At 53.8% G+C, this 23,283-nt stretch carries 27 protein-coding genes and 3 pseudogenes; 11 read left to right on the forward strand and 19 right to left on the reverse strand.

What is annotated here, in order from left to right; genetic code table 11:
* Nucleotides 1–131: 131 nt before the first annotated feature.
* Nucleotides 132–1,607, forward strand: coding sequence for a glucose-6-phosphate dehydrogenase (gene zwf, locus LQK91_RS03680; protein ID WP_003849222.1), 1,476 nt, complete (start codon nt 132–134; stop codon nt 1,605–1,607).
* A 214-nt stretch (nt 1,608–1,821) separates the two neighbouring features.
* Complete coding sequence (locus tag LQK91_RS03685; protein ID WP_008925358.1) at nt 1,822–2,460, forward strand: bifunctional 4-hydroxy-2-oxoglutarate aldolase/2-dehydro-3-deoxy-phosphogluconate aldolase; 639 nt, start codon at nt 1,822–1,824, stop codon at nt 2,458–2,460.
* 34 nt (nt 2,461–2,494) lie between these two features.
* Here the strand turns inward: LQK91_RS03685 and purT are convergent, their stop codons facing one another.
* Nucleotides 2,495–3,673, reverse strand: a complete 1,179-nt coding sequence (gene purT / locus LQK91_RS03690; protein WP_033761624.1) for a formate-dependent phosphoribosylglycinamide formyltransferase — start codon at nt 3,671–3,673, stop codon at nt 2,495–2,497.
* Nucleotides 3,674–3,837: 164 nt separating this feature from the next.
* On the opposite strand from purT, the gene LQK91_RS03695 reads away from it, so the two are divergent.
* Together LQK91_RS03695 and LQK91_RS03700 are read left to right on the forward strand one after the other, a co-directional pair.
* On the forward strand, nt 3,838–4,494 hold the full coding sequence (locus LQK91_RS03695; protein WP_105099099.1) for a tellurite resistance TerB family protein: 657 nt from the start codon (nt 3,838–3,840) through the stop codon (nt 4,492–4,494).
* 125 nt (nt 4,495–4,619) lie between these two features.
* Nucleotides 4,620–6,683 (forward strand): prolyl oligopeptidase family serine peptidase, encoded by a 2,064-nt coding sequence (locus LQK91_RS03700; RefSeq protein WP_078804483.1) that lies wholly within the window; start codon nt 4,620–4,622, stop codon nt 6,681–6,683.
* Here LQK91_RS03700 and exoX read toward each other — a convergent pair.
* Both exoX and LQK91_RS03710 read right to left on the reverse strand, forming a co-directional pair.
* Nucleotides 6,677–7,348, reverse strand: a complete 672-nt coding sequence (exoX, locus tag LQK91_RS03705; protein WP_008925354.1) for an exodeoxyribonuclease X — start codon at nt 7,346–7,348, stop codon at nt 6,677–6,679. The genes LQK91_RS03700 and exoX overlap by 7 nt on opposite strands.
* A complete protein-coding gene (locus LQK91_RS03710) occupies nt 7,345–7,578 on the reverse strand; it encodes a DNA polymerase III subunit theta (protein ID WP_008925353.1) in 234 nt (77 codons plus the stop codon). The genes exoX and LQK91_RS03710 overlap by 4 nt, the downstream gene beginning before the upstream one ends.
* Nucleotides 7,579–7,729: 151 nt before the next feature.
* Between LQK91_RS03710 and copC the strand changes: the two genes are divergently transcribed.
* The 5 genes from copC to LQK91_RS03735 all read left to right on the forward strand — a co-directional run bounded on the left by copC (nt 7,730) and on the right by LQK91_RS03735 (nt 11,218).
* On the forward strand, nt 7,730–8,107 hold the full coding sequence (copC, locus tag LQK91_RS03715; RefSeq protein ID WP_003849236.1) for a copper homeostasis periplasmic binding protein CopC: 378 nt from the start codon (nt 7,730–7,732) through the stop codon (nt 8,105–8,107).
* A gap of 4 nt (nt 8,108–8,111) precedes the next feature.
* Nucleotides 8,112–8,987: a copper homeostasis membrane protein CopD gene (copD, locus tag LQK91_RS03720; protein ID WP_105099100.1), complete on the forward strand. Its 876-nt coding sequence runs from the start codon at nt 8,112–8,114 to the stop codon at nt 8,985–8,987.
* 28 nt (nt 8,988–9,015) lie between these two features.
* Nucleotides 9,016–9,363 carry a YebY family protein gene (locus LQK91_RS03725; RefSeq protein ID WP_003849240.1) on the forward strand — a complete coding sequence of 116 codons (348 nt, stop codon included), beginning with the start codon at nt 9,016–9,018 and terminating at the stop codon, nt 9,361–9,363.
* Between the two features lie 869 nt (nt 9,364–10,232).
* Nucleotides 10,233–10,766: a hypothetical protein gene (locus tag LQK91_RS03730; RefSeq protein ID WP_105099101.1), complete on the forward strand. Its 534-nt coding sequence runs from the start codon at nt 10,233–10,235 to the stop codon at nt 10,764–10,766.
* Between the two features lie 17 nt (nt 10,767–10,783).
* A complete protein-coding gene (locus LQK91_RS03735; RefSeq protein WP_105099102.1) occupies nt 10,784–11,218 on the forward strand; it encodes a WapI family immunity protein in 435 nt (144 codons plus the stop codon).
* 60 nt (nt 11,219–11,278) lie between these two features.
* Here the strand turns inward: LQK91_RS03735 and LQK91_RS03740 are convergent, their stop codons facing one another.
* From LQK91_RS03740 to lysB, 11 genes and pseudogenes are all read right to left on the reverse strand, one after another.
* The gene (locus LQK91_RS03740) at nt 11,279–11,671 is read right to left on the reverse strand and encodes a tail fiber assembly protein (RefSeq protein WP_105099103.1); all 393 of its coding nucleotides are present in this window, start codon (nt 11,669–11,671) and stop codon (nt 11,279–11,281) included.
* On the reverse strand, nt 11,671–12,903 hold the full coding sequence (locus tag LQK91_RS03745; protein ID WP_105099104.1) for a phage tail protein: 1,233 nt from the start codon (nt 12,901–12,903) through the stop codon (nt 11,671–11,673). Before LQK91_RS03745 ends, LQK91_RS03740 begins: the two co-directional genes overlap by 1 nt.
* Complete coding sequence (locus LQK91_RS03750) at nt 12,900–13,508, reverse strand: phage tail protein I (protein ID WP_008925347.1); 609 nt, start codon at nt 13,506–13,508, stop codon at nt 12,900–12,902. The genes LQK91_RS03745 and LQK91_RS03750 overlap by 4 nt, the downstream gene beginning before the upstream one ends.
* Complete coding sequence (locus LQK91_RS03755; protein WP_105099105.1) at nt 13,501–14,409, reverse strand: baseplate assembly protein; 909 nt, start codon at nt 14,407–14,409, stop codon at nt 13,501–13,503. The genes LQK91_RS03750 and LQK91_RS03755 overlap by 8 nt, the downstream gene beginning before the upstream one ends.
* Before the next feature lie 4 nt (nt 14,410–14,413).
* A complete protein-coding gene (locus LQK91_RS03760; protein ID WP_105099106.1) occupies nt 14,414–14,764 on the reverse strand; it encodes a GPW/gp25 family protein in 351 nt (116 codons plus the stop codon).
* Entirely contained in the window at nt 14,761–15,345 is a 585-nt protein-coding gene (locus LQK91_RS03765; protein WP_105099107.1) for a phage baseplate assembly protein V, read from the reverse strand. The genes LQK91_RS03760 and LQK91_RS03765 overlap by 4 nt, the downstream gene beginning before the upstream one ends.
* A 79-nt stretch (nt 15,346–15,424) precedes the next feature.
* On the reverse strand, nt 15,425–16,387 hold the full coding sequence (locus LQK91_RS03770; protein ID WP_231001593.1) for a hypothetical protein: 963 nt from the start codon (nt 16,385–16,387) through the stop codon (nt 15,425–15,427).
* 28 nt (nt 16,388–16,415) lie between these two features.
* Nucleotides 16,416–16,868 (reverse strand): phage virion morphogenesis protein, encoded by a 453-nt coding sequence (locus LQK91_RS03775; RefSeq protein WP_105099108.1) that lies wholly within the window; start codon nt 16,866–16,868, stop codon nt 16,416–16,418.
* Nucleotides 16,865–17,332: a phage tail protein gene (locus tag LQK91_RS03780; RefSeq protein WP_105099109.1), complete on the reverse strand. Its 468-nt coding sequence runs from the start codon at nt 17,330–17,332 to the stop codon at nt 16,865–16,867. The genes LQK91_RS03775 and LQK91_RS03780 overlap by 4 nt, the downstream gene beginning before the upstream one ends.
* Nucleotides 17,265–17,530, reverse strand: a pseudogene (gene lysC, locus LQK91_RS03785) (Rz1-like lysis system protein LysC). The gene LQK91_RS03780 and the pseudogene lysC overlap by 68 nt, the downstream one beginning before the upstream one ends.
* Nucleotides 17,427–17,849, reverse strand: coding sequence for an Rz-like lysis system protein LysB (lysB, locus tag LQK91_RS03790; RefSeq protein WP_105099110.1), 423 nt, complete (start codon nt 17,847–17,849; stop codon nt 17,427–17,429). The pseudogene lysC and the gene lysB overlap by 104 nt, the downstream one beginning before the upstream one ends.
* An 82-nt stretch (nt 17,850–17,931) precedes the next feature.
* Between lysB and LQK91_RS03795 the strand changes: the two are divergent.
* Nucleotides 17,932–18,033 (forward strand): annotated as a pseudogene (locus tag LQK91_RS03795) (terminase); the annotation flags it as partial.
* Nucleotides 18,033–19,076, forward strand: a pseudogene (locus LQK91_RS03800) (phage portal protein). The pseudogenes LQK91_RS03795 and LQK91_RS03800, both read left to right, overlap by 1 nt.
* Before the next feature lie 30 nt (nt 19,077–19,106).
* Here LQK91_RS03800 and LQK91_RS03805 read toward each other — a convergent pair.
* The 5 genes from LQK91_RS03805 to LQK91_RS03825 all read right to left on the reverse strand — a co-directional run bounded on the left by LQK91_RS03805 (nt 19,107) and on the right by LQK91_RS03825 (nt 22,951).
* Nucleotides 19,107–19,406 (reverse strand): DUF1493 family protein, encoded by a 300-nt coding sequence (locus tag LQK91_RS03805; RefSeq protein WP_003854584.1) that lies wholly within the window; start codon nt 19,404–19,406, stop codon nt 19,107–19,109.
* Nucleotides 19,400–19,858, reverse strand: coding sequence for an STM2901 family protein (locus tag LQK91_RS03810; RefSeq protein ID WP_039660063.1), 459 nt, complete (start codon nt 19,856–19,858; stop codon nt 19,400–19,402). Before LQK91_RS03810 ends, LQK91_RS03805 begins: the two co-directional genes overlap by 7 nt.
* Before the next feature lie 405 nt (nt 19,859–20,263).
* Nucleotides 20,264–20,443 (reverse strand): hypothetical protein, encoded by a 180-nt coding sequence (locus LQK91_RS03815; protein WP_146257615.1) that lies wholly within the window; start codon nt 20,441–20,443, stop codon nt 20,264–20,266.
* Between the two features lie 106 nt (nt 20,444–20,549).
* A complete protein-coding gene (locus tag LQK91_RS03820; RefSeq protein WP_105099111.1) occupies nt 20,550–22,778 on the reverse strand; it encodes a replication endonuclease in 2,229 nt (742 codons plus the stop codon).
* Complete coding sequence (locus LQK91_RS03825; protein ID WP_105099281.1) at nt 22,778–22,951, reverse strand: TraR/DksA C4-type zinc finger protein; 174 nt, start codon at nt 22,949–22,951, stop codon at nt 22,778–22,780. The genes LQK91_RS03820 and LQK91_RS03825 overlap by 1 nt, the downstream gene beginning before the upstream one ends.
* Nucleotides 22,952–23,283: the final 332 nt, after the last annotated feature.

Consider the following 23,283-nt stretch of genomic DNA (forward strand, 5'->3'; position numbering starts at 1 on the left):
TGCGGTTGACCCGGCGAGTCGGTTTACCTGGCGCAGGGAAAAAAGTACATTGTGCTGAAAGAAAATAATAACCTGGACCCGGTGGCAGAAGATGCATCACCACCGGATTATCCTGCAACGAGGAGAGGAAAATGGCGGTAACACAAATAGCCCAGGCATGCGATCTGGTGATTTTCGGTGCCAAAGGCGATCTTGCACGCCGTAAACTGTTGCCTTCACTGTACCAGTTAGAGAAAGCGGGTCAGATCCATGAAGAAACCCGCATTATTGGTGTCGGCCGTGCTGAGTGGGATAAAGCGGAATACACCAAAGTGGTACGTGAAGCGCTGGAAACCTTCATGAAGGAGAAGATTGACGAAGCGCTGTGGGATAAACTCAGCAACCGTCTCGACTTCTGCAACCTCGATGTTAATGACACCACGCACTTCCCGAAACTGGGCAAGATGCTGGATCAGAAAAACCGCACCACCATCAACTATTTTGCGATGCCACCCAGCACCTTTGGCGCGATCTGTCAGGGCCTGGGCACGGCGAAGCTGAATGCCAAACCGGCGCGCGTGGTAATGGAGAAGCCACTGGGCACCTCACTGGAAACCTCTCAGGAGATCAACGACAGCGTTGGCGAATACTTTGAAGAGAGCCAGGTGTTCCGTATTGACCACTATCTCGGCAAAGAGACCGTGCTTAACCTGCTGGCGTTGCGCTTTGCTAACTCCATCTTCGTGAACAACTGGGATAACCGCACCATCGACCATGTGCAGATCACCGTGGCCGAAGAAGTGGGCATTGAAGGCCGCTGGGGTTACTTCGATAAAGCGGGCCAGATGCGCGACATGATCCAGAACCATTTGTTGCAGATTCTGACCATGATTGCGATGTCGCCGCCGTCCGATCTCAGCGCCGACAGCATCCGTGACGAAAAAGTGAAAGTGCTGCGCTCGCTGCGCCGCATCGATCAGACCAACGTACGTGAGAAAACCGTGCGCGGTCAGTACACCGCTGGCTTTGTGCAGGGCAAAAAAGTGCCGGGCTACCTGGAAGAAGAGGGCGCCAATAAAACGAGCGCAACAGAGACGTTCGTGGCGATTCGTGTCGATATCGATAACTGGCGCTGGGCAGGCGTGCCGTTCTACCTGCGTACCGGTAAGCGCTTACCGACCAAGTGCTCTGAAGTTGTGGTTTACTTCAAAAACCCTGAGATGAACCTGTTTAAGGATTCCTACTCAGAACTGCCACAGAACAAGCTGACGATTCGTCTGCAGCCGGACGAAGGTGTGGATATCGAGATCCTGAATAAAGTGCCAGGCCTCGATCACAAGCACAAACTGCAGACCACCAAGCTCGATCTGAGTTACTCCGAGACATTTAACCAGTCGCACCTCGCTGATGCTTATGAGCGTCTTCTGCTGGAGAGCATGCGCGGTATCCAGGCGCTGTTTGTGCGCCGTGATGAAGTGGAAGCCGCATGGACCTATGTCGATTCTATTATCGAAGCATGGGCTGCGGATGGCGATTCCTCCAAACCGTATCAGGCGGGCACCTGGGGTCCGGTGGCTTCGGTCGCGATGATCACCCGCGATGGCCGGTCGTGGAACGAATTTGAATAACTAAAGTGATGATAAAGCCCGCAACGCGGGCTTTTTTTTCGCCGTTAAACCGGGCCAGAGCATGCAGATAAAATTGAACTGCTGTTTCAAAATGGTCGCAGGGTGATAGACGCTCAGGAAGCGGATCATGTATGGTAGTGACGCAATTTACAGGGCAGGAGCCGATGCTCCATGACCGGGTCATAATCCCGGTGTTATCAAGCAAGGGGAACTGATGAAAAACTGGAAAACGAGTGCTGAACAGATTCTGACCACCGGACCTGTGGTGCCGGTCATCGTGGTGAACAAACTCGAACACGCGGTGCCGATGGCGAAAGCACTGGTGGCGGGCGGTGTCAGAGTGCTGGAAGTGACGCTGCGCACACCGGTGGCGATGGATGCCTTACGGGCGATGATCAAAGAAGTGCCGGATGCGATCGTTGGTGCGGGAACCGTAATTAACCCGCAGCAGTTACAGGAAGTGACCGATGCCGGTGCGCAGTTTGTTATCAGCCCCGGCGTCACCGAATCGCTGTTGAAAGCGGCGGTTGACGGGCCGGTTCCGTTGATTCCGGGTATCAGCACCGTTTCTGAGTTAATGACGGGTATGGACTACGGTCTGCGCGAGTTTAAGTTCTTCCCGGCAGAAGCGAATGGTGGCGTTAAAGCGCTGCAGGCGATTGGCGGACCTTTCCCGCAGGTGCGTTTCTGTCCGACCGGCGGTATCTCCCCGGCCAACTATCGTGACTATCTGGCGCTGAAAAGCGTGCTCTGCATCGGGGGTTCATGGCTTGTGCCTAACGATGCGCTGGAAGCGGGCGACTGGGATCGCATTACCCGCCTGGCACGCGAAGCTGTGGAAGGCGCGAAGTAAGTAATGGCGGTGAGCATTTGCTCACCGCATAACGTCAACCCTGAACCGTGACCGCGGCTGCGCTGGCAACCGCACGCGCAATCGCCTGTTCGGTGCTATCACCGCTGGCGAGCGCCACACCAAGACGACGCTGACCGCTGATCTCCGGCTTGCCGAACAGTCGCAGTTGCAGCCCTGCACCCAGTGCTGCTTCGACATTCACAAACTGTACGTTCTGGCTGGTCAGTTGCGGCAGGATAACGGCGGAAGCAGATGGACCATACTGACGAATCCCGCCAACAGGCAGACCCAGAAACGCCCGCACGTGCAGCGCAAACTCAGACAGATCCTGCGAGATCAGCGTCACCATGCCGGTGTCGTGTGGGCGCGGTGATACTTCACTGAACACCACCTCATCTCCGCAGACAAACAGCTCAACGCCAAACAGACCATAGCCGCCAAGCGCCTTAACGACCTCTGCGGCAACATCCTGTGCCCGCTGCAGCGCCAGCTCACTCATCTGCTGCGGCTGCCATGATTCACGGTAATCGCCATCTTCCTGACGATGACCAATCGGTGCGCAGAAGTGAATGCCATCGACGGCGCTGATAGTGAGCAGGGTGATCTCAAAATCGAAGTTGACGACGCCTTCCACAATGACGCGACCGGCTCCGGCGCGACCGCCCTGTTGTGCGTAGTCCCAGGCTTTATCAAGCTGGCTGGCGTCGCGGATAAAGCTCTGGCCTTTGCCCGATGAACTCATCACCGGCTTCACAATGCAGGGAAAGCCAATCTCTGCGGCGGCTTCGTCGAAGCGCGCCTTGCTGTCGGCAAAGCGATAACAGGAAGTTGGCAGTGACAACTCTTCAGCCGCCAGGCGACGAATGCCTTCGCGGTTCATCGTCAGGCGTGCGGCACGGGCAGTCGGAACCACGCGCTGGCCTTGCTGCTCCAGTTCAACCAGGGTATCCGTGGCGATGGCTTCAATTTCCGGTACCACAAAATCCGGCTGCTCTTCCGCTATCAGCGCAGCCAGGGCCGCGCCATCCAGCATGTTAATCACATGGCTGCGATGGGCGACATGCATCGCCGGGGCATCGGCGTAACGATCAACCGCGATCACTTCCACACCCAGACGCTGACACTCCAGCGCCACCTCTTTACCCAGTTCACCTGAACCCAATAGCATTACACGCGTCGCCGCCGGACGCAGCGCTGTTCCGAGAGTCGTCATACATTCACCTAAGCAGTCAAATTCGCGCGCAAGTATAAACGAAAACGTTTGCGTTCTCATCTTCCGTGCCGCCGTCATCGCTTTTTGCCGTACTTTTCCCGCTCTGACGTTTCCTGACATCCTTTTGGTCAGGATAACGGCTGACATCCTGAAAGGAGTGAACGATGAATAACTGGTTGCAACAGATTCAGTCGGTGCTGACAAAGAAGAGCGGTGAGAGCAAACAGGGCGGTGGCTTAAGTGACATGCTGGCACCCGGCGCGCTGGGCGGTCTGGCTGCGATGCTGATCTCCAGTAAGTCGTCGCGCAAACTGCTGACCAAATATGGCGGCAAAGCCCTGATTGTGGGAGGGGGTGCGGCAGCAGGCGCGGTACTGTGGAACAAATACAAGCAGCGGGTTAGCGAAGCGCATCAGAATGAGCCTGACTTTGGTGTGGCACAGACGCCCGTGGACCTGCGCGCTGAGCGTCTGGTCACTGCGCTGGTGTTTGCTGCTAAAAGTGACGGGCATATCGACGATCAGGAGCGAGCCGCGATTGAGCAGAACATTCATCAATCCGGTTATGGTCAGGATGCAGAGCAACTGATTCAGAAAGCGATGAATCGCCCACTGGATCCGCAGTGGCTGTCGGCTGATGTGAAAAATGAAGAGGAGGCGCTGGAGCTTTATTTCCTGAGTTGTGCCGCTATCGACGTCGACCACTTTATGGAGCGCAGCTATCTCTCCGCCCTGGGCGACGCCCTGAAGATTCCTCAGGATGTTCGTGATGGCATTCAACAGGACCTCGAGGCCGAAAAAGCCCGTCTGCCTGCCAGTTAAACCTTCGATTCTCCGCCAGCGGGTCACTGAAGATGTTCCGCTGGCGGCAGCTTCTCACCCTATGTCTGGCTTCCCGCTGCTGAAGTGTTACGCTTACAGATCATTACGTTGATGGAGACGGATGGATGAAAGCACCCATCGCAAAAAAAATACCCCACGAGATGACGCTGCATGGCGAGACCCGCGTTGATAATTATTACTGGCTGCGCGACGACAAACGCGAAAACAGCGAGGTTCTTGATTACCTCCGAGCCGAAAATAATTACGGCAAAAAAATCATGTCGTCGCAGCAACCGCTGCAGGACCGGGTGTTAAAAGAGATTATTGATCGGCTGCCGCCGGAAGATCACTCCGTGCCTTATGTCAAAAACGGTTACCGCTATCAGAGCCGTTATCAGAGCGGTAACGAATACCCGGCCTATTACCGTCAGCCTGCAGCAAGCGATGAATCGGGCGAGTGGAGCCTGCTGCTGGATGCCAATCAGCGCGCCTCGCACAGCGATTTCTACACCATGGGCGCGCTGCATATCAGCCCGGATAACCGGGTCATGGCGCTGGCGGAAGATTTCCTGTCGCGGCGGCAATATGGCATCCGGTTCCGTAACCTGGAAAGTGGCAGCTGGTATCCCGAAGTACTGAGCAACGCCTCATCCAGCTTCGCCTGGGGCAATGACTCACGCACCCTTTACTATGTGCGCAAGCACCCGCAGACGCTGCTCTCTTATCAGGTCTGGCGACACGAACTCGGTTCGCCGCAGTCCGATGATAAGCTGGTCTATGAAGAACGCGATGACACCTATCATCTCAGCGTGCACAAGAGCACCTCCAAGCAGTTCATCATGATTGCGCTCTACAGCACTAACACCAGCGAAATCCAGTTAATCGATGCGAACTTCCCTGATGCGCAGCCGCATGTGTTTTTGCCCCGCCGTCGCGATCACGAATACAGCATCGATCATTACGATCATCAGTTTTTCATTCGATCAAACCGTGACGGGAAAAACTTCGGGCTCTACCGCAGTCGCTATCTGGATGAGTCACGCTGGGAAACGCTGATTCCTGCGCGGGAACAGGTGGTGATGGAAGATTTTCAGCTGTTCCGCGACTGGCTGGTAGTGGAAGAGCGTCAGCGCGGCTTAACCAGTCTGCGTCAGATCAACTGGACCAGCGGCGAGACCAGCGGCATCGCCTTTGACGATCCGACCTATGTGACGTGGCTTGCTTATAATCCCACGCCCCGCACTAGCAAACTGCGTTATGGCTACTCGTCCATGACCACGCCGACCACGCTGTTTGAACTGGATATGGATACGGGTGAACGTCGCATTCTGAAACAGAGCGCGGTGAAAGGCTTTAACGCGGAAGATTACAAAAGCGAGCACCACTGGATCAAAGTCAGCGATGGCACCGAAGTGCCGGTCTCGCTGGTTTATCACCGCAAGCATTATCAGCCCGGTCAGAACCCGATGCTGGTCTATGGCTACGGCGCTTATGGCAGCAGCATGGATGCCGATTTCAGCGTCAGCCGTCTGAGCCTGCTGGATCGCGGCTTTGTCTATGCCCTGATTCAGGTACGCGGTGGCGGTGAGCTGGGACAGCAATGGTATGACGGTGGTCGTCTGCTGAACAAAATGAACAGTTTTACTGATTTTATTGAGGTGACGGATGCGCTGGTGGCACGCGGCATCGGCCACCCGGAGCGGCTTTATGCCATGGGCGGTAGCGCAGGCGGGCTGTTGATGGGCGGGGTCATTAACCTGGCACCAGAACGGTTCCACGGCGTGGTGGCTCAGGTGCCATTTGTGGATGTGGTTACCACGATGCTGGATGAGTCGATCCCGCTGACCACCGGTGAGTATGACGAGTGGGGCAACCCCAATGATCCTGAATATTACCGTTATATCCGCCAGTACAGCCCCTATGACAATATCGAGGCGAAGGATTATCCCCATCTACTGGTCACGACTGGCCTGCACGACTCACAGGTGCAGTACTGGGAACCGGCCAAGTGGGTGGCGAAGCTAAGGTCGATGAAAACCGACAATAATCTTCTGCTGCTCTGCACCGACATGGATGCCGGTCACGGCGGCAAGTCCGGACGCTACAAAGCCTACGAAGGGATCGCGATGGAGTACACTTTCCTGCTCGGACTGGCGCAGGGTACCTTGCCGCCAGCCCAGGATTACTGAGATTCAGAGAGGTATTTATTCAGCGCCTGCCGCAATGGCGGGCGCAAATCACTGACATTATTGAGTACCCACTTCAGGTAGCCAGGATCTTTTCTGGCAATTACGGCAATCGCCTGGCCGCGATATTTGCCGAATGGCAGAATGTCGTCGCGCTGGGCCGCCGGTTGCGAACGCACAATCATTTCGGAGGCACTCCAGCCGGAGGTCTCCATGATACGGATCAGCAGCGCCGCCGTGACATAGCAGTCATACAGTGCGCGGTGCGCATGAAGTTCAGCGGGTGGCGTGACATCCAGCTTCAGCGAATGACGTAACGCCTGGTTGCCATATTTAATGCCCGGCCAGAGCTGGCGCGCCAGCTGCATGGTGCAGATCCATTCGCCGTACATTTCAGGCAGCATCCGCCGATCAAAACTGGCGTTGTGCGCGACATAAAAAGCGCTGCCGTAATAGCGTGGAATTGCCTCTTCAATCGTGGGTTTACCGGCGACCATTGCTTCGGTGATGCGATGTACAGCCATCGCCTGACGGCTGATCGGGCGGTCCGGTAGGGTCAAATCGCTCATTGGATTCACAATTCTACCGTCGACCACATCCACGGACGCAACTTCAACTACGCCGCCCTGCAGGCCGCAGGTTTCGGTATCAATAACGCGGAACATCATTGCTTCATCTTCGGTTCATAAGGAAGGCGCGACAGGCTGAGTGATGCCTGACGGTATTGCATCAGACGCTGACGAAACCAGTCACGCAGCGCTTCAGGCTGCTCCTGCGCCACCATCTCGGCGACGACCGGCATGTTATAGCGCTCTTTAAACGCCACGCCTGCGGCCGCCAAATCGACATTTATCTTGTCTTTCTCTTCCTGGGACAGCAATGCAAGGTTACGGCTCATAATTATCTCCTGACGATAGCCGGCAAAAGTAATGTTTTCGTCGGTCTGAATCAAGGATAAAGGATCGCATCGCTGGCCTCGACAGTGTAAAACCAGCAGCGTATCCTTTTGCCACGTTTATCGCCCTGGCGGCGGTTAAAAGGATGATCTTATGCAGAAAAAAACTATTTCCCGCATGATTATAGCAGTGACGGCAGCGGGCATGATGGCCTTCAGCTCGCTGGCGGGGGCGCATGCACACCTCCAGTCTTCGCTTCCAGCGGCCAAAGCGCAGGTCACGACATCCCCCGATGCGCTGACGCTGAACTTCAGTGAAGATATTGAAGCGGCGTTCAGTGGCGTGACGCTGCTGGATAGTGCACAGAAGCCCGTCGTGACCGCCAAAGCCCGTGTTGAGTCTGACCAGAAAAAACGCCTGATTGTCGGCCTGCCGCAGCCGCTAAAAGCGGGAAGCTATCAGGTTAACTGGCATGTGCTGTCGGTGGATGGACATAAAACCGCTGGAAGCTATCGCTTTAGTGTGAAGTAACCCGGTGACAACCCTCTGGATCCTGCTGCGCGCGCTGCATTTTACTGCCGTGATGTTGCTGACCGGCAGCGCCTGTTACAGTGCGCTGCTGGCGCCCAAACGCTACCGATCCCTGTTGGCGATTCAGTTAAATCCGCTGGTGAAGGGGAGTGCCTGGCTGGCGCTGCTCAGTGCGGTGGCGATGCTGGCCTGCCAGAATGTGTTAATGAGCGGCACCAGCACTAACCTGACCGACATCGATATCTGGCTGGCAGTGTTGGGCACGCACTTTGGTGAAGTGTGGCAGTGGGAAATCATTTTCGGCGTGCTGGCTGTTGGCGCGCTATTACTGACCGGAAGCCTGCGTCAGCAGCTGTTACTGCTGGCTGGCGTTCTGCAACTGGCCTGCATGGCGCTGATAGGCCATGCTGCGATGCGCGATAGCTGGCCCGGCGATCTTCAGCAGATTAACCATGCACTGCATCTGATTGCGGCGACGTTCTGGGCAGGTGGATTACTGCCACTGTTGCTGTTGATGCGCGAGGCACGGCAGATTGATCGCCGCACCGATGCGATTCGCACTATGATGCGTTTCTCACGCTATGGTCATCTGGCGGTGGCGTTAACGCTGCTCAGCGGGGTGATAAACAGCGTAATGATCGCGGGCTGGCCGCTGATGTGGCACGATTCACGCTACGTTATATTGCTGCTGTGCAAAGTGCTGCTGGTTGCTCTGATGGTTCTGGTGGCGCTGATTAATCGATACTGGCTGGTGCCGCGATTCCGCCTGGCGGGCAGCGGGGCGCAGCAAAAATTTATTCGCATGACGCAGCTTGAACTACTGCTGGCATGCGGCGTGGTTGGGCTGGTCAGCGTATTTGCCACGCTGTCGCCAGCCTGAATGTAGTTTAAGAGAGAAAAGGGTAGTTATGTTGCTGAAGAAAGTGATTCCCGCAATCCTGTTGTTATCCGTATGCGGCCAGGCGCTGGCGGCGCAAATCATTACCGTCAGCCGCTTTGAGATCGGTAAAGATAAGTGGCCCTTTAATCGTGAAGAGGTGATGCTGACCTGCGAGAAAGATGGTGCGATGTTTGCCATCAATCCGAGTACGCTGATGACATACCCGCTGAACGACATCGCTGACACACTGTTTAAAAACAAGCAGGTGAAAGCCCAGCCGATCAGCGTGATTCAGGCCGAAGACAAAGCCCATCCGGGCCAGATGATGAGCCTGCAGCCGATTATCGAACGCACTCAGGCGCTGTGCGGAAAATAGGCCTTTCGGGTGCAGCCTCGCGCTGCGCCCACTCTCCGAAATTTTGCCGTTGCGATCACAATCTGATCCAGTTTATGGCCCTGATTCCCGCGTTTGCTGGCATTTCCACCGCGCTGTTCTAATCTTAAATGGCAAGGCGACACCGCCTTCATAAATGCCAACTTTTAGCGCACGGCTCCTTGAGAGCCATTTCCCTGGACCGAATATAGGAATCGTATTCGGTCTTTTTTTGGTTGGCACTTCGTATCAATGACTTAACGTGAAATCAATCAGTTAAGCCCGCTCCTGTTACTTCCTGTTCTACTCTGCTTGACTCTGTGCCGCCACTTTGTCGCTATTTTTCTTCGCCATCAACGCCAGTGGATTGAGTTTACTAAACCTGCCGTTTCTATCCTTTAGTAAATAACTACGCAGCCTGCTTATACCCTGTCGCAATAAGTACGCTTATGTTGCATTTTCAGCATCAATATCCTGAACGATTTAGAACATTTTACGATTGTGGTAGAAATTGTGCGCCTGGCATCGTTTATTCAGACGATGCGGACACCATAAAGATAATCAGACATTTGATGCATGCTGTTTTGAGGGAGTGCTCATGGTCTGACATCAGGGAAAGGGGCACACGCAGTTGCCGTCTGTTAACAGGATCATGGGCATCTATCAGAAAATGATTGTTTTATCTTCCTGTGGCACTATAAAACAGCCATTGTCATGAACGAGGGATTGAGAATGATTTCAGGAACAGCAGCAAAACAGGAATTCGGACGTTACTACACATTTGAGTCGAGACTGCCTCAGGGCGTTTTTTTGAGATTCGGCCCAGCCATTTGCCCCGAAATGCAAAGCCCGTAACAGATGAAGCCAGCGGAATGTGTATCGGTTACACGGTGGTACAGGCTCCGGGCTTATGGCAGATTTATGATGTGCAGGGACATTTTGTCAGGCTGGAAGAAGCGCCGCTTGAAACACCCCTGATCGATCCCACTGATATTGCCCTGTTTGGCTTGGGTATTTTTCGTATCCTTGGTACAGGGCGGGTGCTGTTTGAATCAGGGGCACGTGCCGCTGTTTATGCGAAGCTCAGTCACTCCACTATATCCTTTCTGCGCAGCAGACTTAAACTCGGGCTGCATGCACGTAACCTTAAAATGACCGAGACTGCTGCAAAACATATGTATGAACCGAGTCGCTATGTCCCTCTGCAAATTCAGGAAAGAGCGATTCGCTATGGCAGGCGGATGGCAGATCCCCGCAAAGGTGAAGGTATGTTCAGATATGAGACCAGATTGTTTAAACTACGCTTTAATAAGCAAACAATGGAATATGAGTATAAAGAATACACACTTGAAGTCGTCGTGCGTGAGTCAGACTGGACGATAACGCATTTTAAATACATGGATTGACAGACTGGACAACTTGTATGTTTGATTTGCGCAATGAAGATTTCACATTTGTAATTTCTCCCTTTGAAAGAATCTCAGACGATGAGGCCGACCCGGTTGATCATCTATGGGACTGGATCCAGTCCTGGATTGAGTTCTCTGTTAGCGGCCTTAAAATGCAGTTTCAAACTGAATTTACCATCGGCGAGCTAAAGATTTTAAAGGATGAGTTTTTCGCACATTACCAGGCACTTATCACGCAGCGTGAATTAAAACCTTTTAATTTTCGCAGCGAACGTGGCCAGCTCAATATGGTTATCAGAAAAGTTACGGGTAAAGAAGGTGTTATAGTGGAGTTTGATATCCGCCCTGAACCACACGCCGACAGCGTTCAGGTTAAAGGTGACTTCAGCCTTAATGAAAGCTATTTTCCTGACATTCTGAAGCGGCTTGATGAAATGATTCAATGGTAGAATTAAACATTTTGCCATTGAGAATTTTTAACTGAAAACTTCGGGCGTAAAATGAATTTTTTATTCAGGCTTATCTGGCCATCTGAAATCTGGCGCGGTCGTGATATCCGTCCGACTCAGCATAACGCGGTATCTTTTCCATGCAGCCAGTCGCGTTAGTTCCTCGTCAGTTGCAATGCTGATATCAACCGCATCCTGCAAAGGGGTTATAGTACGATTAGCTTCGTCCATTTCTGCCGACAAACGGCTGCTGGCCAGAAAGCCAGCATCTTTGGCATCCACAAATGGCGCTGTAAATACGCCGTCACTGTAGAGATAATTACAGCCGGGCTGTTCAGACAATGCGGTAATATCTACCCACTCCAGTGACGGATGATAGAGTTTCTCTGGCTTGACACTCATAGAGACAATTTCCGCAACTCGCTTATCTTCAATCCGGGCGTAGGTTTTCATCAGCTGAACTCCTCAATATAAATAATACCGTCAGATCCATAACTTCCGATAAAGGGATCGGTACGCGTTGTACCTCCGCCGCCTGCACCATAGGTATTTTTTTTGCCTGATGATGAGCTTTCCCCGCTACGGCTACCGCCGCCCCAGTAACTGACGCCGCCGTCACCAGAGCCGCCCCGGTAAGGGTTGCTTGAGGCCGTAATCAGTCCGGGCGCGTCGCTGCCATCACCCCCCTGTATATTTAACAATCCGCCTATGGCCGAGCCGCCAACGCCACCGGCATCACCGGAAGTCGTATTATAGCCATTGCCCGCTGTCAGCTGACCGTTAAAGGTACTGCTAGTCGCGCCGTCGGTTTCGTTACTGCCTCTACCGACTACGCCAGGATAATTTTTTGTCTCATCCACGTTCAGCCAAGCGATTACCGTTCCGCCTGCTCCCCCGCCCGCACCACGGGAAACATAACTCGATCCCCAGGCAAGATAACCATAACCCCGGCCACCACCTCCGGTCAGGATAATCTTGATTTGTTTCGTTCCCGGCGTGGGTTTGTAGTTAACTGCTCCGGGCGTGGTGAAAATCTGGTACCCGATAAAACGGCCGGAAAACTTATCGCTGATGCCAAGATTTTTCAGAACGTCAGGCAACAGCCCGGCATCGGCCATTTCCTTTAATGCGTTTTCAATTAACGGGTACTGACCATGCGGATTAGCGCTTTTGAGATGCTTTGCCATCATCTCGTCAGCGTAGGCTTTCACCTCGATCACAGCGTCATCAACATACTTACGCGTTGCCAGCACCACTGACGGATCAATTTTCAGCGTGACGGCGGTTGTGCTGTTCACGATTAAAATCATGCGCACGGTCTGCGTCCGGCCGCTTCCTTCGGCCAGCTGAGGCTTGTAAGTCTCCGGGCAGTTAGCAACGGCAATCAGCACGCCGTCAGCGTCATACAGGCCGATTTCACGGATCCAGAAACCGCCCTCGCTTTCCGGGATAATCTGCTCTGCGATAATCTGGCTGCTGTTTGCCGCGTCAACGGTCAGCGAATTAAGCTGCGCGCGTCGCTTCTCGCCAATGAGCTTTGTCTGTGCCGCATCAGGGGTCGGCAGTGTGCCGCCACCGTCGCCGACGCCCATCGAGGCGATGTTTACTTTCGTGCCGAGTGCGGCGGCGTTCGCCAGCTTAGCCGCGCCCTGATTGGTCAGCAGGGCAAAATATTTTGTCGTCATGCGCTCACTTCCGTCAGGTCAATAAGATGCACCGCCACGCCGGAATAACCCGGCCCGCCGACGCTGATAAGTTCAGGGGTATAGGGATAAACGGTCAGCTCGTCGCCGCTGTAGCTGGCAACGGCAACCGGCAGCGCGCCGTTCACGTCAAGATTGATAGACAGGCCGATAAGGTGACGGCTGCAGGGCTTCGCATCGGCTATCAGGCGCTCAAGCTCGTTATACATTTCCTCAGTAATGCCGGTATCGAGTACGCCCACATCCAGCCGGAACGTGCCAGGCGCTTCGCCGGTTTTCCACCACTCAATGATTCTGATGAGATAGCCCAGAGGCTCAACGACGCGGCGTATAGCGCCAATCGTTCCCTTGTGCCGATGCACGTACTGCGAGGCGGCAACCACGGCGCGCTTTGTTGATTCCGGCCAGGCTGAATCCCAGCGATCAACTGACCACGCCCACGCCAGATAGGGCAGAAGCTCAACCGGGCAGGCTTGCGGATTCCATAACTGGCGCAGCGGCACGCTCATCGTACCGGGGCTTGCAAGAGCCTCGGCGGCAGCAACCTCAAGCGCTGACGAGCCGGTCGGCAGCAGGCGATCACTCATCCGAGCCTCCCACGGTCAGCGCGTATCCTGTGCAGTAAGCGGCCTGGGTTTTGTCTAGCACCACGTCAGCGGAAGGCTTGATAAGGTTGACGCGCTGCACGCCCTCAACGTGCATGGCGGCATACAGCGCAGACAGGCGAATGTCACGGCCGAGACGCTTTTGTGCGCTGACAAAGGCGGCGAGTTTTGCCTCTGAAGCGGCACGGATTGGCTCCGCTTCCGGCCCCGGATAGAGGTAAAGCTCGGCCTCGATTTCGTAACTAACAATCTTCGCTGACTGCACGCTCACCCGGTCAGCAACCGGGCGCACGTCTTCGTCATTGAGCGCAGCGTTAACCACGGCCAGCAAATCATCACCGGCCACGCCGTTGCCCTCACGCGCGAGCACAGTCACGGTAACAACGGCGGGCGACGGGCTGATGGCTGATGCATCGGCTACGCGGCCGTCGGCGCTTCTGGCATGGTATTCATACGCGCCTGTCGGCCCCGCAACGCTAAGCCCCTCAAACGCCGAGGCGATACGCAGCCGGAAATCGTCGTCACTTTCCATCACGGCGGCGGTCGGTGGAATGGTCGTATCATCGGCGGGGGTAATGGTCAGACGGGGTACACCATTGTTAGCGCCAAGCTGGTCAAGGTCGCCGTCCAGTGAATACGCCACCATGACGGCCTTTGCCGCCTCGTTGATGCGCTGGCGCAGGATCAGCTCGCGATAGGCGTTTTCCTGCAGCAGCTTGACGATGGGTTCTGATTCAAACGTCAGCGTGCGGGCGACAGCCTCCTGCTGCTCGGCCGGGTAAAGGGAAATCAGCGTCGCCTTTCGCTCGACCAGCAGGCTTTCATAGTCCAGCGGCTCCACCACATCAGGCGCGGGCAGCTGGCTCAGGTCGATAGTTGCCATAGTCTCAGCTCACAGGAACGGTTAAGGAAAAAGGCTGCGCGCTGTCGGTGCGGTTGCCGGACAGCTCAACCACCATTGCGCCATTGATATCCGACTCAAAGCTGATGGCGGTCAGCTTTACGCGCGGCTCCCATTTCAGGATCGCCATATAGCAGGCAGACATAATCTGCAGGCGCAGCGCCTCGTTTTGGGGCTGGTCAATCAGCGCGGATAAAAGCGAACCATACTGGCGACGCATCACCCTCGTGCCGACAGGGGTCAGCAGAATGTCACGCACTGACTGCCGGATATGATCGAGGTCGGTCAGCGCGCCACCGGTTTCCCGGTTCATGCCGATATATTTCGCGGTTGTCATATCGGTTCCCCCGTCTGGCCGCCGCTGTCGCCAGGATGTTTATGCTTGTGCAGAACCTTGCCATTTGAGGAAAGGTTGCCGCCGGTATGCGTCACGTCGCCCTTCATCGTGCCGCCTTTAGTGACTTCCAGCTGCGCAGTTTTGAGCAGCGCTGTGCATTCCACTTCGGGCGAGTCAAAGAGGATTTTCACCGCCGCTTTAATGGTTGCCGTCTGTATGCCGGTTGCGGTCAGCGCGCCGTTTTCCGGCTCGTACTCGATCACCGCGCCGTCAGGAAATGACCAGTGCAGCGCATCGGCCGAGGCTGACGGAGCCGGGTTGTCATCCGAGAAAATGCCCGGCAGTACAAAGCCGGTATCAAGTTCGCCGCCGAGGCACAGAACCAGAACCTGCTCGCCCACTGATGGCGCATTCCAGGAGCGGGTTTTGCCCGCGCGGGCGCTCAGCCAGTGCAGCCAGCCGGTTGTGTTTTTTCCCGTATCGACACGGCACAGCCCGCCGTCAAGGTTGACGGCCGATACCGTTCCAATACGTATGATGTTGCGCAGCAGGCGCTGAATTTCTGTGATTTGTTCGTTCATGCACTGAGAATGCCTCTGTTAGCCAGCACTCTCAATTTGAGTTGGTTTGCCTATGAATGAGCAAACTCAAAGGAAGTTTTTAATTTGCGGGGTTATCAGGCTTAGCAGCAGGAATTTTTGCAATATGTAAAATCTCCCCTAATAAAAGATATGCATTAAGAAAGAGTGATTTGGCTTCTTCAATTGATACGTCTGCGTGAACACCTGTTGAAACCCGCGCATACAGGTTTGAGAGATTTTGCCGTATTTTATCTTTTCTTGATTTACTATCAATTCGCTGATGAACAAAAACATTAAGTCTATTTAAATGACGTGATGCATCTAATGAAAGGTGATTGCCGCCAATTTCATACTTTTCTTCGCTAGGGGGATAAAGAGAATCTGCAAAATTATCAATGATACGACGAACTGTTGTAAGAGCCTGACTAATGGCCTCCTCATCTCCATCCGATAGTCTATTAATTACAGAAGGTATTTGCCTAATCACCTCGCCGCTATGTTCAATTAAAAGGCTATCTACTTCACTTTTATACTTCTCGAAGATAGATTCAGCGAGACTATCGAGTTCTTTTTCATAGTAAATTTGAGTAACAAAGTCATGAAGAATACCCAAAATCTTACTACGAATAGTTGTGAAGGTTGTAAGGTAATTACCAATTTGAGCCTTAAGCGTGTTATGCTCTCTGGTAACCAATATTGCATTATCCAGTCCGCTTATATTAGGCGTAACCATGCTTTCAAGTTTGCTTTTTTGAACATTTATATTCGCCTCGATCCCTGCCAGAGGAGTCCAATATCCTAACTTTGCTTCTTTATCCGTCCACCTTCCAGTTCGGGTCATATATTTGAGGCTTAGCTCAACGTCACCATAATACCCTTTAATTTCATAGCCAACCCAACTCCTAAATTCGTCAGTACCGCATAATCTAGCTAGCCGCGCAGCCTTGAGCATTAGGGACTCACCACTAATTCGGCTTAATTCAATATCAGCCAAAAGTTCAGTTGCAAGCTCAAGTTCATGCTGAGAGCGATTTAATGGCACGATATCAACCTTCCATAAAATGTTTTTTTTAATGTACACTCAACGTCTGAATAATGAAAGTCTCTATAGTTTCTTTGTCAGCCTCGCTAATGCCTAATAAAGGGCGGGCCTCATACTGCACTTCTTTCCCTTTAAGTGACGGCCGGTCGCGCAGCCCGTAATGATGCACGCGGGCCAAGCGCTGCACGTTTCCGGCAAACTCGATCACGGCCTCATTCGGACTGGCCTGCGTCTTCAAGTATTTAGCGGTGCGCAGCTTGGCGAACATCTCGCGCTTTATCCGACCTTTTTTGCTGCGCACTGGCTGCGTTTTACGGGGCTGAAAGGGCGTGCCGTCAGGTGCCTGCTGGCGCTTGATGTTCTGCTGCTGACTCGCTCGCAGCTTGCGGCCAATGCTGCGCGCCATCTCTTTACGCGCCGGGGCTGACAGGCTGCTGATAAGCGCCTCCAGCCTGTCGTTTACCCGCTGCAGCTCGCTCATGTCTGCCACTCGCTGACCAGCTCGCCCTTAACGTAAAGCTGCACCGGCCGCGCGTCATTCTCCGGCAGCGGGTTTTCGCCGACGTGTGTTACGTGCAGCCCGTCGTCGGCCTGCTTTACGATCACGCGCTCGCTCAGCTGCAGCTCAATGCTGATATCGCTGGCCGTGTCGCTGATAACGTCAGCCTGAAAGGTAAAGCCCGTCCGGCGCTTTTCCTCGGTTGCCATAATGTCGGGTTCATTCGTTCGCAGCCAGGCAAGCAGCGGCACGATCAGCAGGTCGATATTCCCTGTGTAGTCGGTAATGACCATGTTAAGCCGGTACTGGTATTCAAACGACAGCGAGCTGGCAAGCGTTGAGACGATGCGCCCGCTGTCGATAAACACGTTCAGCGCGTCAGGGTTTCGCTGCAGCTCCGGCACGCTGTCGGTCAGTGCCTGGCGCAGTTGTTGAGGTTTCAGCATCGTGTTGTTCCTGGCAGTCTTTGATGATTTCGACCTGCAGCCCGCGAGCGCGGCCTCAAGCTGGCGATTGTCAACCGCCAGATCGCCCGCCGTTTTAAGGCTGTTTCCCGGCACCGGGCAGCTTGTCACGCGAGGACACCCAATCCAGATAATCTCTGGCGCTGCTGAAGGCTGGGCGGGTGTGCAGCCGGATAACATCGTCAGGCAGAGCAGCAGCAGACCAGTCACGCAGTATCGGATTCGAATCGGTTTCTCTCTGTATGATCATTTCACGGTTAAGCGCGGCCGTGCTGGCGCGCCCCTGCATCAGCCGCAGCTCGGCCTCACGCTTCTGGCTGGCCCTCGCATCGGCATCCAGCCGGGCTATCGCTTTATCCCGGCTCTCGATACCGGCCGACAGCGTACCGATAATGCGCTGCGCGCTGGTCAGATCGTCTTTTGCGACTTTCCACTGCCAGCCGGTTATGCCCAGCGCCAGCAGAGCCACGGCCAGAAGCAGAGCTATCAGGCGCGTCATGACACACCCCGCAGGCAGTAAGCTGTCTCATTCGCGCGGCGGTTTTCCAGCCCGCGATTTCTCACGCCCTTAACGAACACCCAGCCACGCCGACGTTGCCTGGGCCATCATGCACGCACTGTTAAACGAACCGCTTACCGCAGCCAGCGGCGGCGCTAACCCCTCAATTCTGGAATTTTACTGATTAGCAAACGCAGAGGCCGCAAGGCTCACACCACCACCGCGCAGCCGGTACAGGCAACCGCACCGCAGCAGCACGCCGAGGCGTTTACCTTTGGCGATCCGACGCCGGTAATGGATAAGCGCGACATTCTGGATTACGCCGAGTGCATCGGTAACGGGCGCTGGTTTGAGCCGCCGGTCAGCTTTAACGGCCTGGCGAAAAGCCTGCGTGCGGCCGTGCATCACAGCTCGCCGATTTATGTAAAGCGCAACATTCTGGCATCAACATTCATCCCGCACCCAATGATGAGTTAGCAGGAGTTCAGCAAGTTTGCGCTGGATTATCTGGTCTTCGGTAACGCCTTTGCCGAGCTGCGCCGTAATGGCTTGGGTAAGCCGCTGCGCCTTGAAACCACTCCGGCCAAATTCACCCGCAGAGGCGTTAAGGATGGCGTTTACTGGTTTGTGAATGACTGGAAAGAGCCGCATGAATTTTCGGCCGGCAGCGTGTTTCATCTGCTGGAGCCGGATATCAATCAGGAGCTGTACGGCCTGCCGGAATACCTCAGCGCGCTTAACTCCGCCTGGCTGAATGAGGCGGCAACGCTGTTCCGCCGCAAGTATTATCAGAACGGCGCGCACGCCGGTTACATCCTGTATATGACCGACGCGGCGCAGAGCAGCAGCGACGTTGACCGGATGCGCCAGGCTATGCGCGACACGAAAGGGATCGGCAACTTCCGCAACCTGTTTATGTACGCGCCGAACGGTAAGCCGGACGGGATCAAGATTCTGCCGCTCAGCGAGGTAGCGACGAAGGACGATTTCTTTAACATCAAGAAGGCCAGCCGCGACGACCTGCTAAGCGCACACCGCGTGCCGCCGCAGATGATGGGGATTATCCCGGACAACTCCGGCGGATTCGGTGATGCGGTGAAAGCGGCATAGGTGTTTGTGCGTAACGAACTGACACCGCTGCAGGAACGTCTGAAGGAAATCAATAACTGGCTGGGCGAAGAGGTGATCGCCTTCCGCCCTTATTCGCTGGAAGCGGCAACAAACTGAAGATGTAACGCCTGCCTGTGCAGGCGTTAGTTATTTACCCAACCAGCGCCCGGCCTGTGCAGACTCAACCAACAAACGGAGAGTAAGCGGATCATGCGGTGCGGTGAAATCTTCCGGGAAATAGTCGTTAAAAGAGATGGTGCCGGGGTCAATGCCAAAACTGTCAGCATACCGCTCAAGTAATTCATAAGCGTCGATGGGATCCATGCGAAAGTCGTTGTTCAGATCAGTGTCCAGCTCAAGCTTGTAACGTTTTAATGTAAACAAGCTTCTGCCGTTATAATCTTCAACCAGCGCAAATACTGCCTTCTCTATATCCTCACTTACCATATTCTGTCGTCCTTATGGGCAATAAGGTTGTATTTTACCGTAGTTTTCCAGCCTATCTCCGCCACATCAGCGGCCATAATTACCCATCCTAAAACCGGTATTGTGCGACCGACGAAAGTACCCAATTTATGGGTCATCAACATTTTAATTTGGAATGGTTTTTTAGGGTTTTGTATCCACGTAGGCAACCTGAACGGGAGACGGTAATCGCGCAACAGCTTGCGAGAATACACCGAGGCATAAGAGGTACCTTTCCAGGCACCCTTTAACTTTCCTGACACGTCAATCGTATTCTGTCCCGAGTAAATTGCAGCTATGGCTATGATATCCTTTGCACCGCTAAAATGCTCAGCGGTCACATCAATCATAATCCAGAAATAAAGCTCTGCCGGGGAAAGGTTGGTAAGCCCGCCATAGAAGTAAGTCCCGTTTAACTGCTCAGTTGTATCCATATTATTCCCTTACATGGTTAACCGTATTGGTCAAAAATTTATCATATTAATTCCGATCAGTGCCATACCTCATCTGCCGCTCTCAGGCCCGATTTGCAAGGCTCAAATCCTCTTCACCAGTTCAATCTCATCAAACCATTGCGTGCGCCTCCGTGCCCCTGGCGCAGCCTCCGCATGCATGTTTGTACCCCTCGCGCGCAATGCTATCCCCGCCACGCCTGCCCGCTTTATGTATCGCTTTTCATGCATTTGCATGTACAACCTCTGAGCGCGCCAGCTCTGGTCTTACAGACGCTCAGCGATCCACTTTGGATCATGCGGATTAATGCAAGCATATGCACTTTGATGCAGAAGCAAAAAGCCACCTTAAAGGTGGCTAGTGAACGGTAGGGAAGGGGCAATTAATCATTCTGCCTGGCAGTAAATAGCGGCTTCGAAAATAGCTGTGTCGATTGTCCCTGCCATGTCGCTAATCATCGACAGTGCCATTTTTAATTCATCTTCTTTGCAATGTGCGATCAGCGATACGTCAGCAATGAACTGAATGCGTGCAACCGTTTCACTTAGATTATCTATTCTCATCAAATGATTAACTCCTTTTAGTCAAAGTGTACTGTATGTATAAACAGTATCATGATGAACTAAAATCATAAACAATCGTGCGGCTCAGATTAGTCCGACTGCCGTTTTATTAATCAGGCAACTGTATGCCTCTTTTTCTCGCTAGTGCATTGAAGCGCTTTAATGGGGCGGCATTTATGCGACGTCTATGGAACAGATAGCCGCTTGTTCCGCTCCAGTAAGAAAGCTCTACAATCTTGATTGTGTGGCCTTTCATCATGCGCACAGCTTCACCGTCGGACAGTGTTAACCTGGAGATCTCAAAGAAACTCTTTTTCAACGCCTCACGTTCTGCGCAATGACTCCGTTCAGAGTGATATTTGTCCGGCTCAGGTTGCTCCTGCGCTGGCTTTTCTCTTAATCGCTTAAGAATCCTTCTACGCTCGGCGCGAGTAGTAGGTTTTGTGAAATCGATAGCGGCTTCAGAGCCTGTCGGCTCCGTACAGTTATTGACAGAACTCCGAGAGGACGCAGGCGCGTCCTTAAATTCAAAATCCAAATCAACGGCACGTTTCGGGACAATCCTCCATTGCATCAGACGGGTTAAAATTGGCGTATCGTTGCCAACTTCAGTTGCGTAAACACCCTTGATACGCACAGTTTCCTCTCCGTACTCATTCATGTCTTCGCTTGCCTGATACCAGGTGCGCACAGCTAGCTCGTCGCGGCGCACAAATGGGCCACCCTGCGCGTTAACGTATCCGGCCCAGTCTCCTGCGTCGGCGGCGTCATGCGCGGCCGCAAACTCAACGCTCAGGCCGTGCACGGTTTCGCTGTCTGCCATGCGGCGCAGTTCGCGGTAAACCGTGACCGGCGCACCGCCCACAAACTGAAATTGCCGGATGTGCCAGCGTGCCGCCCAGGCAGAAACGGCCGAGGCAGTTTCCTTAAGGTCTTTGCCGCTTTCGGCGTCCGTCTCGCCGTCTAGCGCGTAGCCGTCGATATTCTTGGAAATGTATTTAGCAACGTAACCCGTCGCGCTGCCTTTCTCCGGGTCGATAGCCTCGGCGTGAAAGCGGGCCTTACGGGCTTTGTCGGTTGTCAGCTCGCTGCCGTCTTGCTGCCAGGCGTAGTCGCGCATAATCTCGCGCACGCGTTCAGCCTGCTCCGGACGCATAAACATGAGCATGTGCCAGTGCGGAGTCGCATCATGATGAGGCTCAGCAACGCGGATCCCGAAGATGCGGATTTCTTCGCGGTGCAGCTTGGCGCGAATTTTCTGCCAGACACTGCAGAGATAACGCTGGGTGTCGGCCGGGCTGGAACCGTTCCATTTACGGTTACGATGCCCGGTTTTGATTGTGGCGTGATAGCGCGCGGGGGCGGTCAGCGTGTAGAATTCGCCGATAAAGCCCATTTCATTGCAGATATTTTCGAAGCCACGAATGCGGGTCATCAGCTCGCAGCGGCGAATAGCCGGATTGGCCACACTGCCGTCATATTTCTCAATCAGGCTGATGCGATTGCCTTCTTCGTCTTCCAGCTCCATTCCCTTCAGAAACTCACGGGTGCGGCGCTTCTGCTCGCGCCACTCTGAAACGGTCATGCTGCTGGCGTAGGGGGTGTGCTTTTTGCTGACGTTAGCCAGGGCGATCTGAAGGTGTTCACGCCATGATGCAGCCACTCGCCGCAGTCGGCCTTTCCACCACTTTTCCGTCTGCATACGCATGATCGCCGGGATAACTTCCTCCGGGTCAAACAGCCGTGACGTGACTTTATCCCATAATGGCGGGGTCTGGCTCAGCTCACGGGTAATGGTGGCGGCGGTCATGTAAACGCGGTGCGTGTATTTGTAATCTGACTCGTCGCTGGCCTGCGCGTGCGCCTGTACCAGCTCAGCGAGAATGAAATTAGCCACATCCCCGGCCAGCAGATCGACATCGGCGCGAGCCATATCCGGCAGGCGGTTAAAACGGCGCATTAGAATGAAAAGCTGAGCACCTGCTATAGCCGCATTGTCGCGCTCAGTTGCGTTACCGCTGAGTAAACTTAATGTGCTCCCCTTCATCACGCTGAGACGATATTGAGCATTAACGGTTTCAACGCGTGGCAATGTGCGCTCAACAAATGTCTTTGTTAAGTACGCATTGGCGCGGGCTGTTCCCTGTGTCTTTTCAAGATCACTAACGCGGCGTTTAACGTCGAGCTGTATCACAGTCGGCTGCTTTTCAAGTAGCTCCTGCTCACGCACTAAAGCCGCAATCATCTGAGTGCGGCTGTGCATTTCCTCATAGGTGGGATAGGGGCTGGCGATGGCTTCCCGTGGAGCATTCCACGGGTAAGCAAATTCCTCATGCATCAGACATTGCCCTGCCGGTGTTTATTGCGATGTTCCTCAATTTCCTGGCAGGAAACGCAGCGAATTACACTCAGATATGCGCGGCGGCGCGTTTCAGGAATTGGGGTATCACAGTCTTCACAAAATGAGGCGCTTATAGCAGGCGCGCGCGCGGCTGTTACAGGCAGAATCAGTCAAGGGACCATATCTCTTTTGCGAGGGCGGCTTAAAATCGGGCTGCATGCGCGCAATTTGAAAATGACCGAAACAGCAGCAAAACATATGCTTGAACCCAGTCGGTATGTACCTTTGCAGATTCAGGAAAGAGCTATTCGTTTTGGTAAGCGAATGCCAGACCCTCGTGAAGGAAAAGGAATGTTCCGGTACGAAACGGATATTTATAAACTGCGCTACGATAAGCAGCGAAGGGAATATGTTCATCAGAAATACAAATTTGAAGTAATAGTCAGGGAATCAGACTGGACAATATCTCATTTTAAATATTTTTATTAGCTGACAAGGAAAT

The organism is Pantoea sp. MHSD4 (genome assembly GCF_021043305.1).
Classification (GTDB): Bacteria; Pseudomonadota; Gammaproteobacteria; order Enterobacterales; family Enterobacteriaceae; genus Pantoea; species Pantoea eucalypti.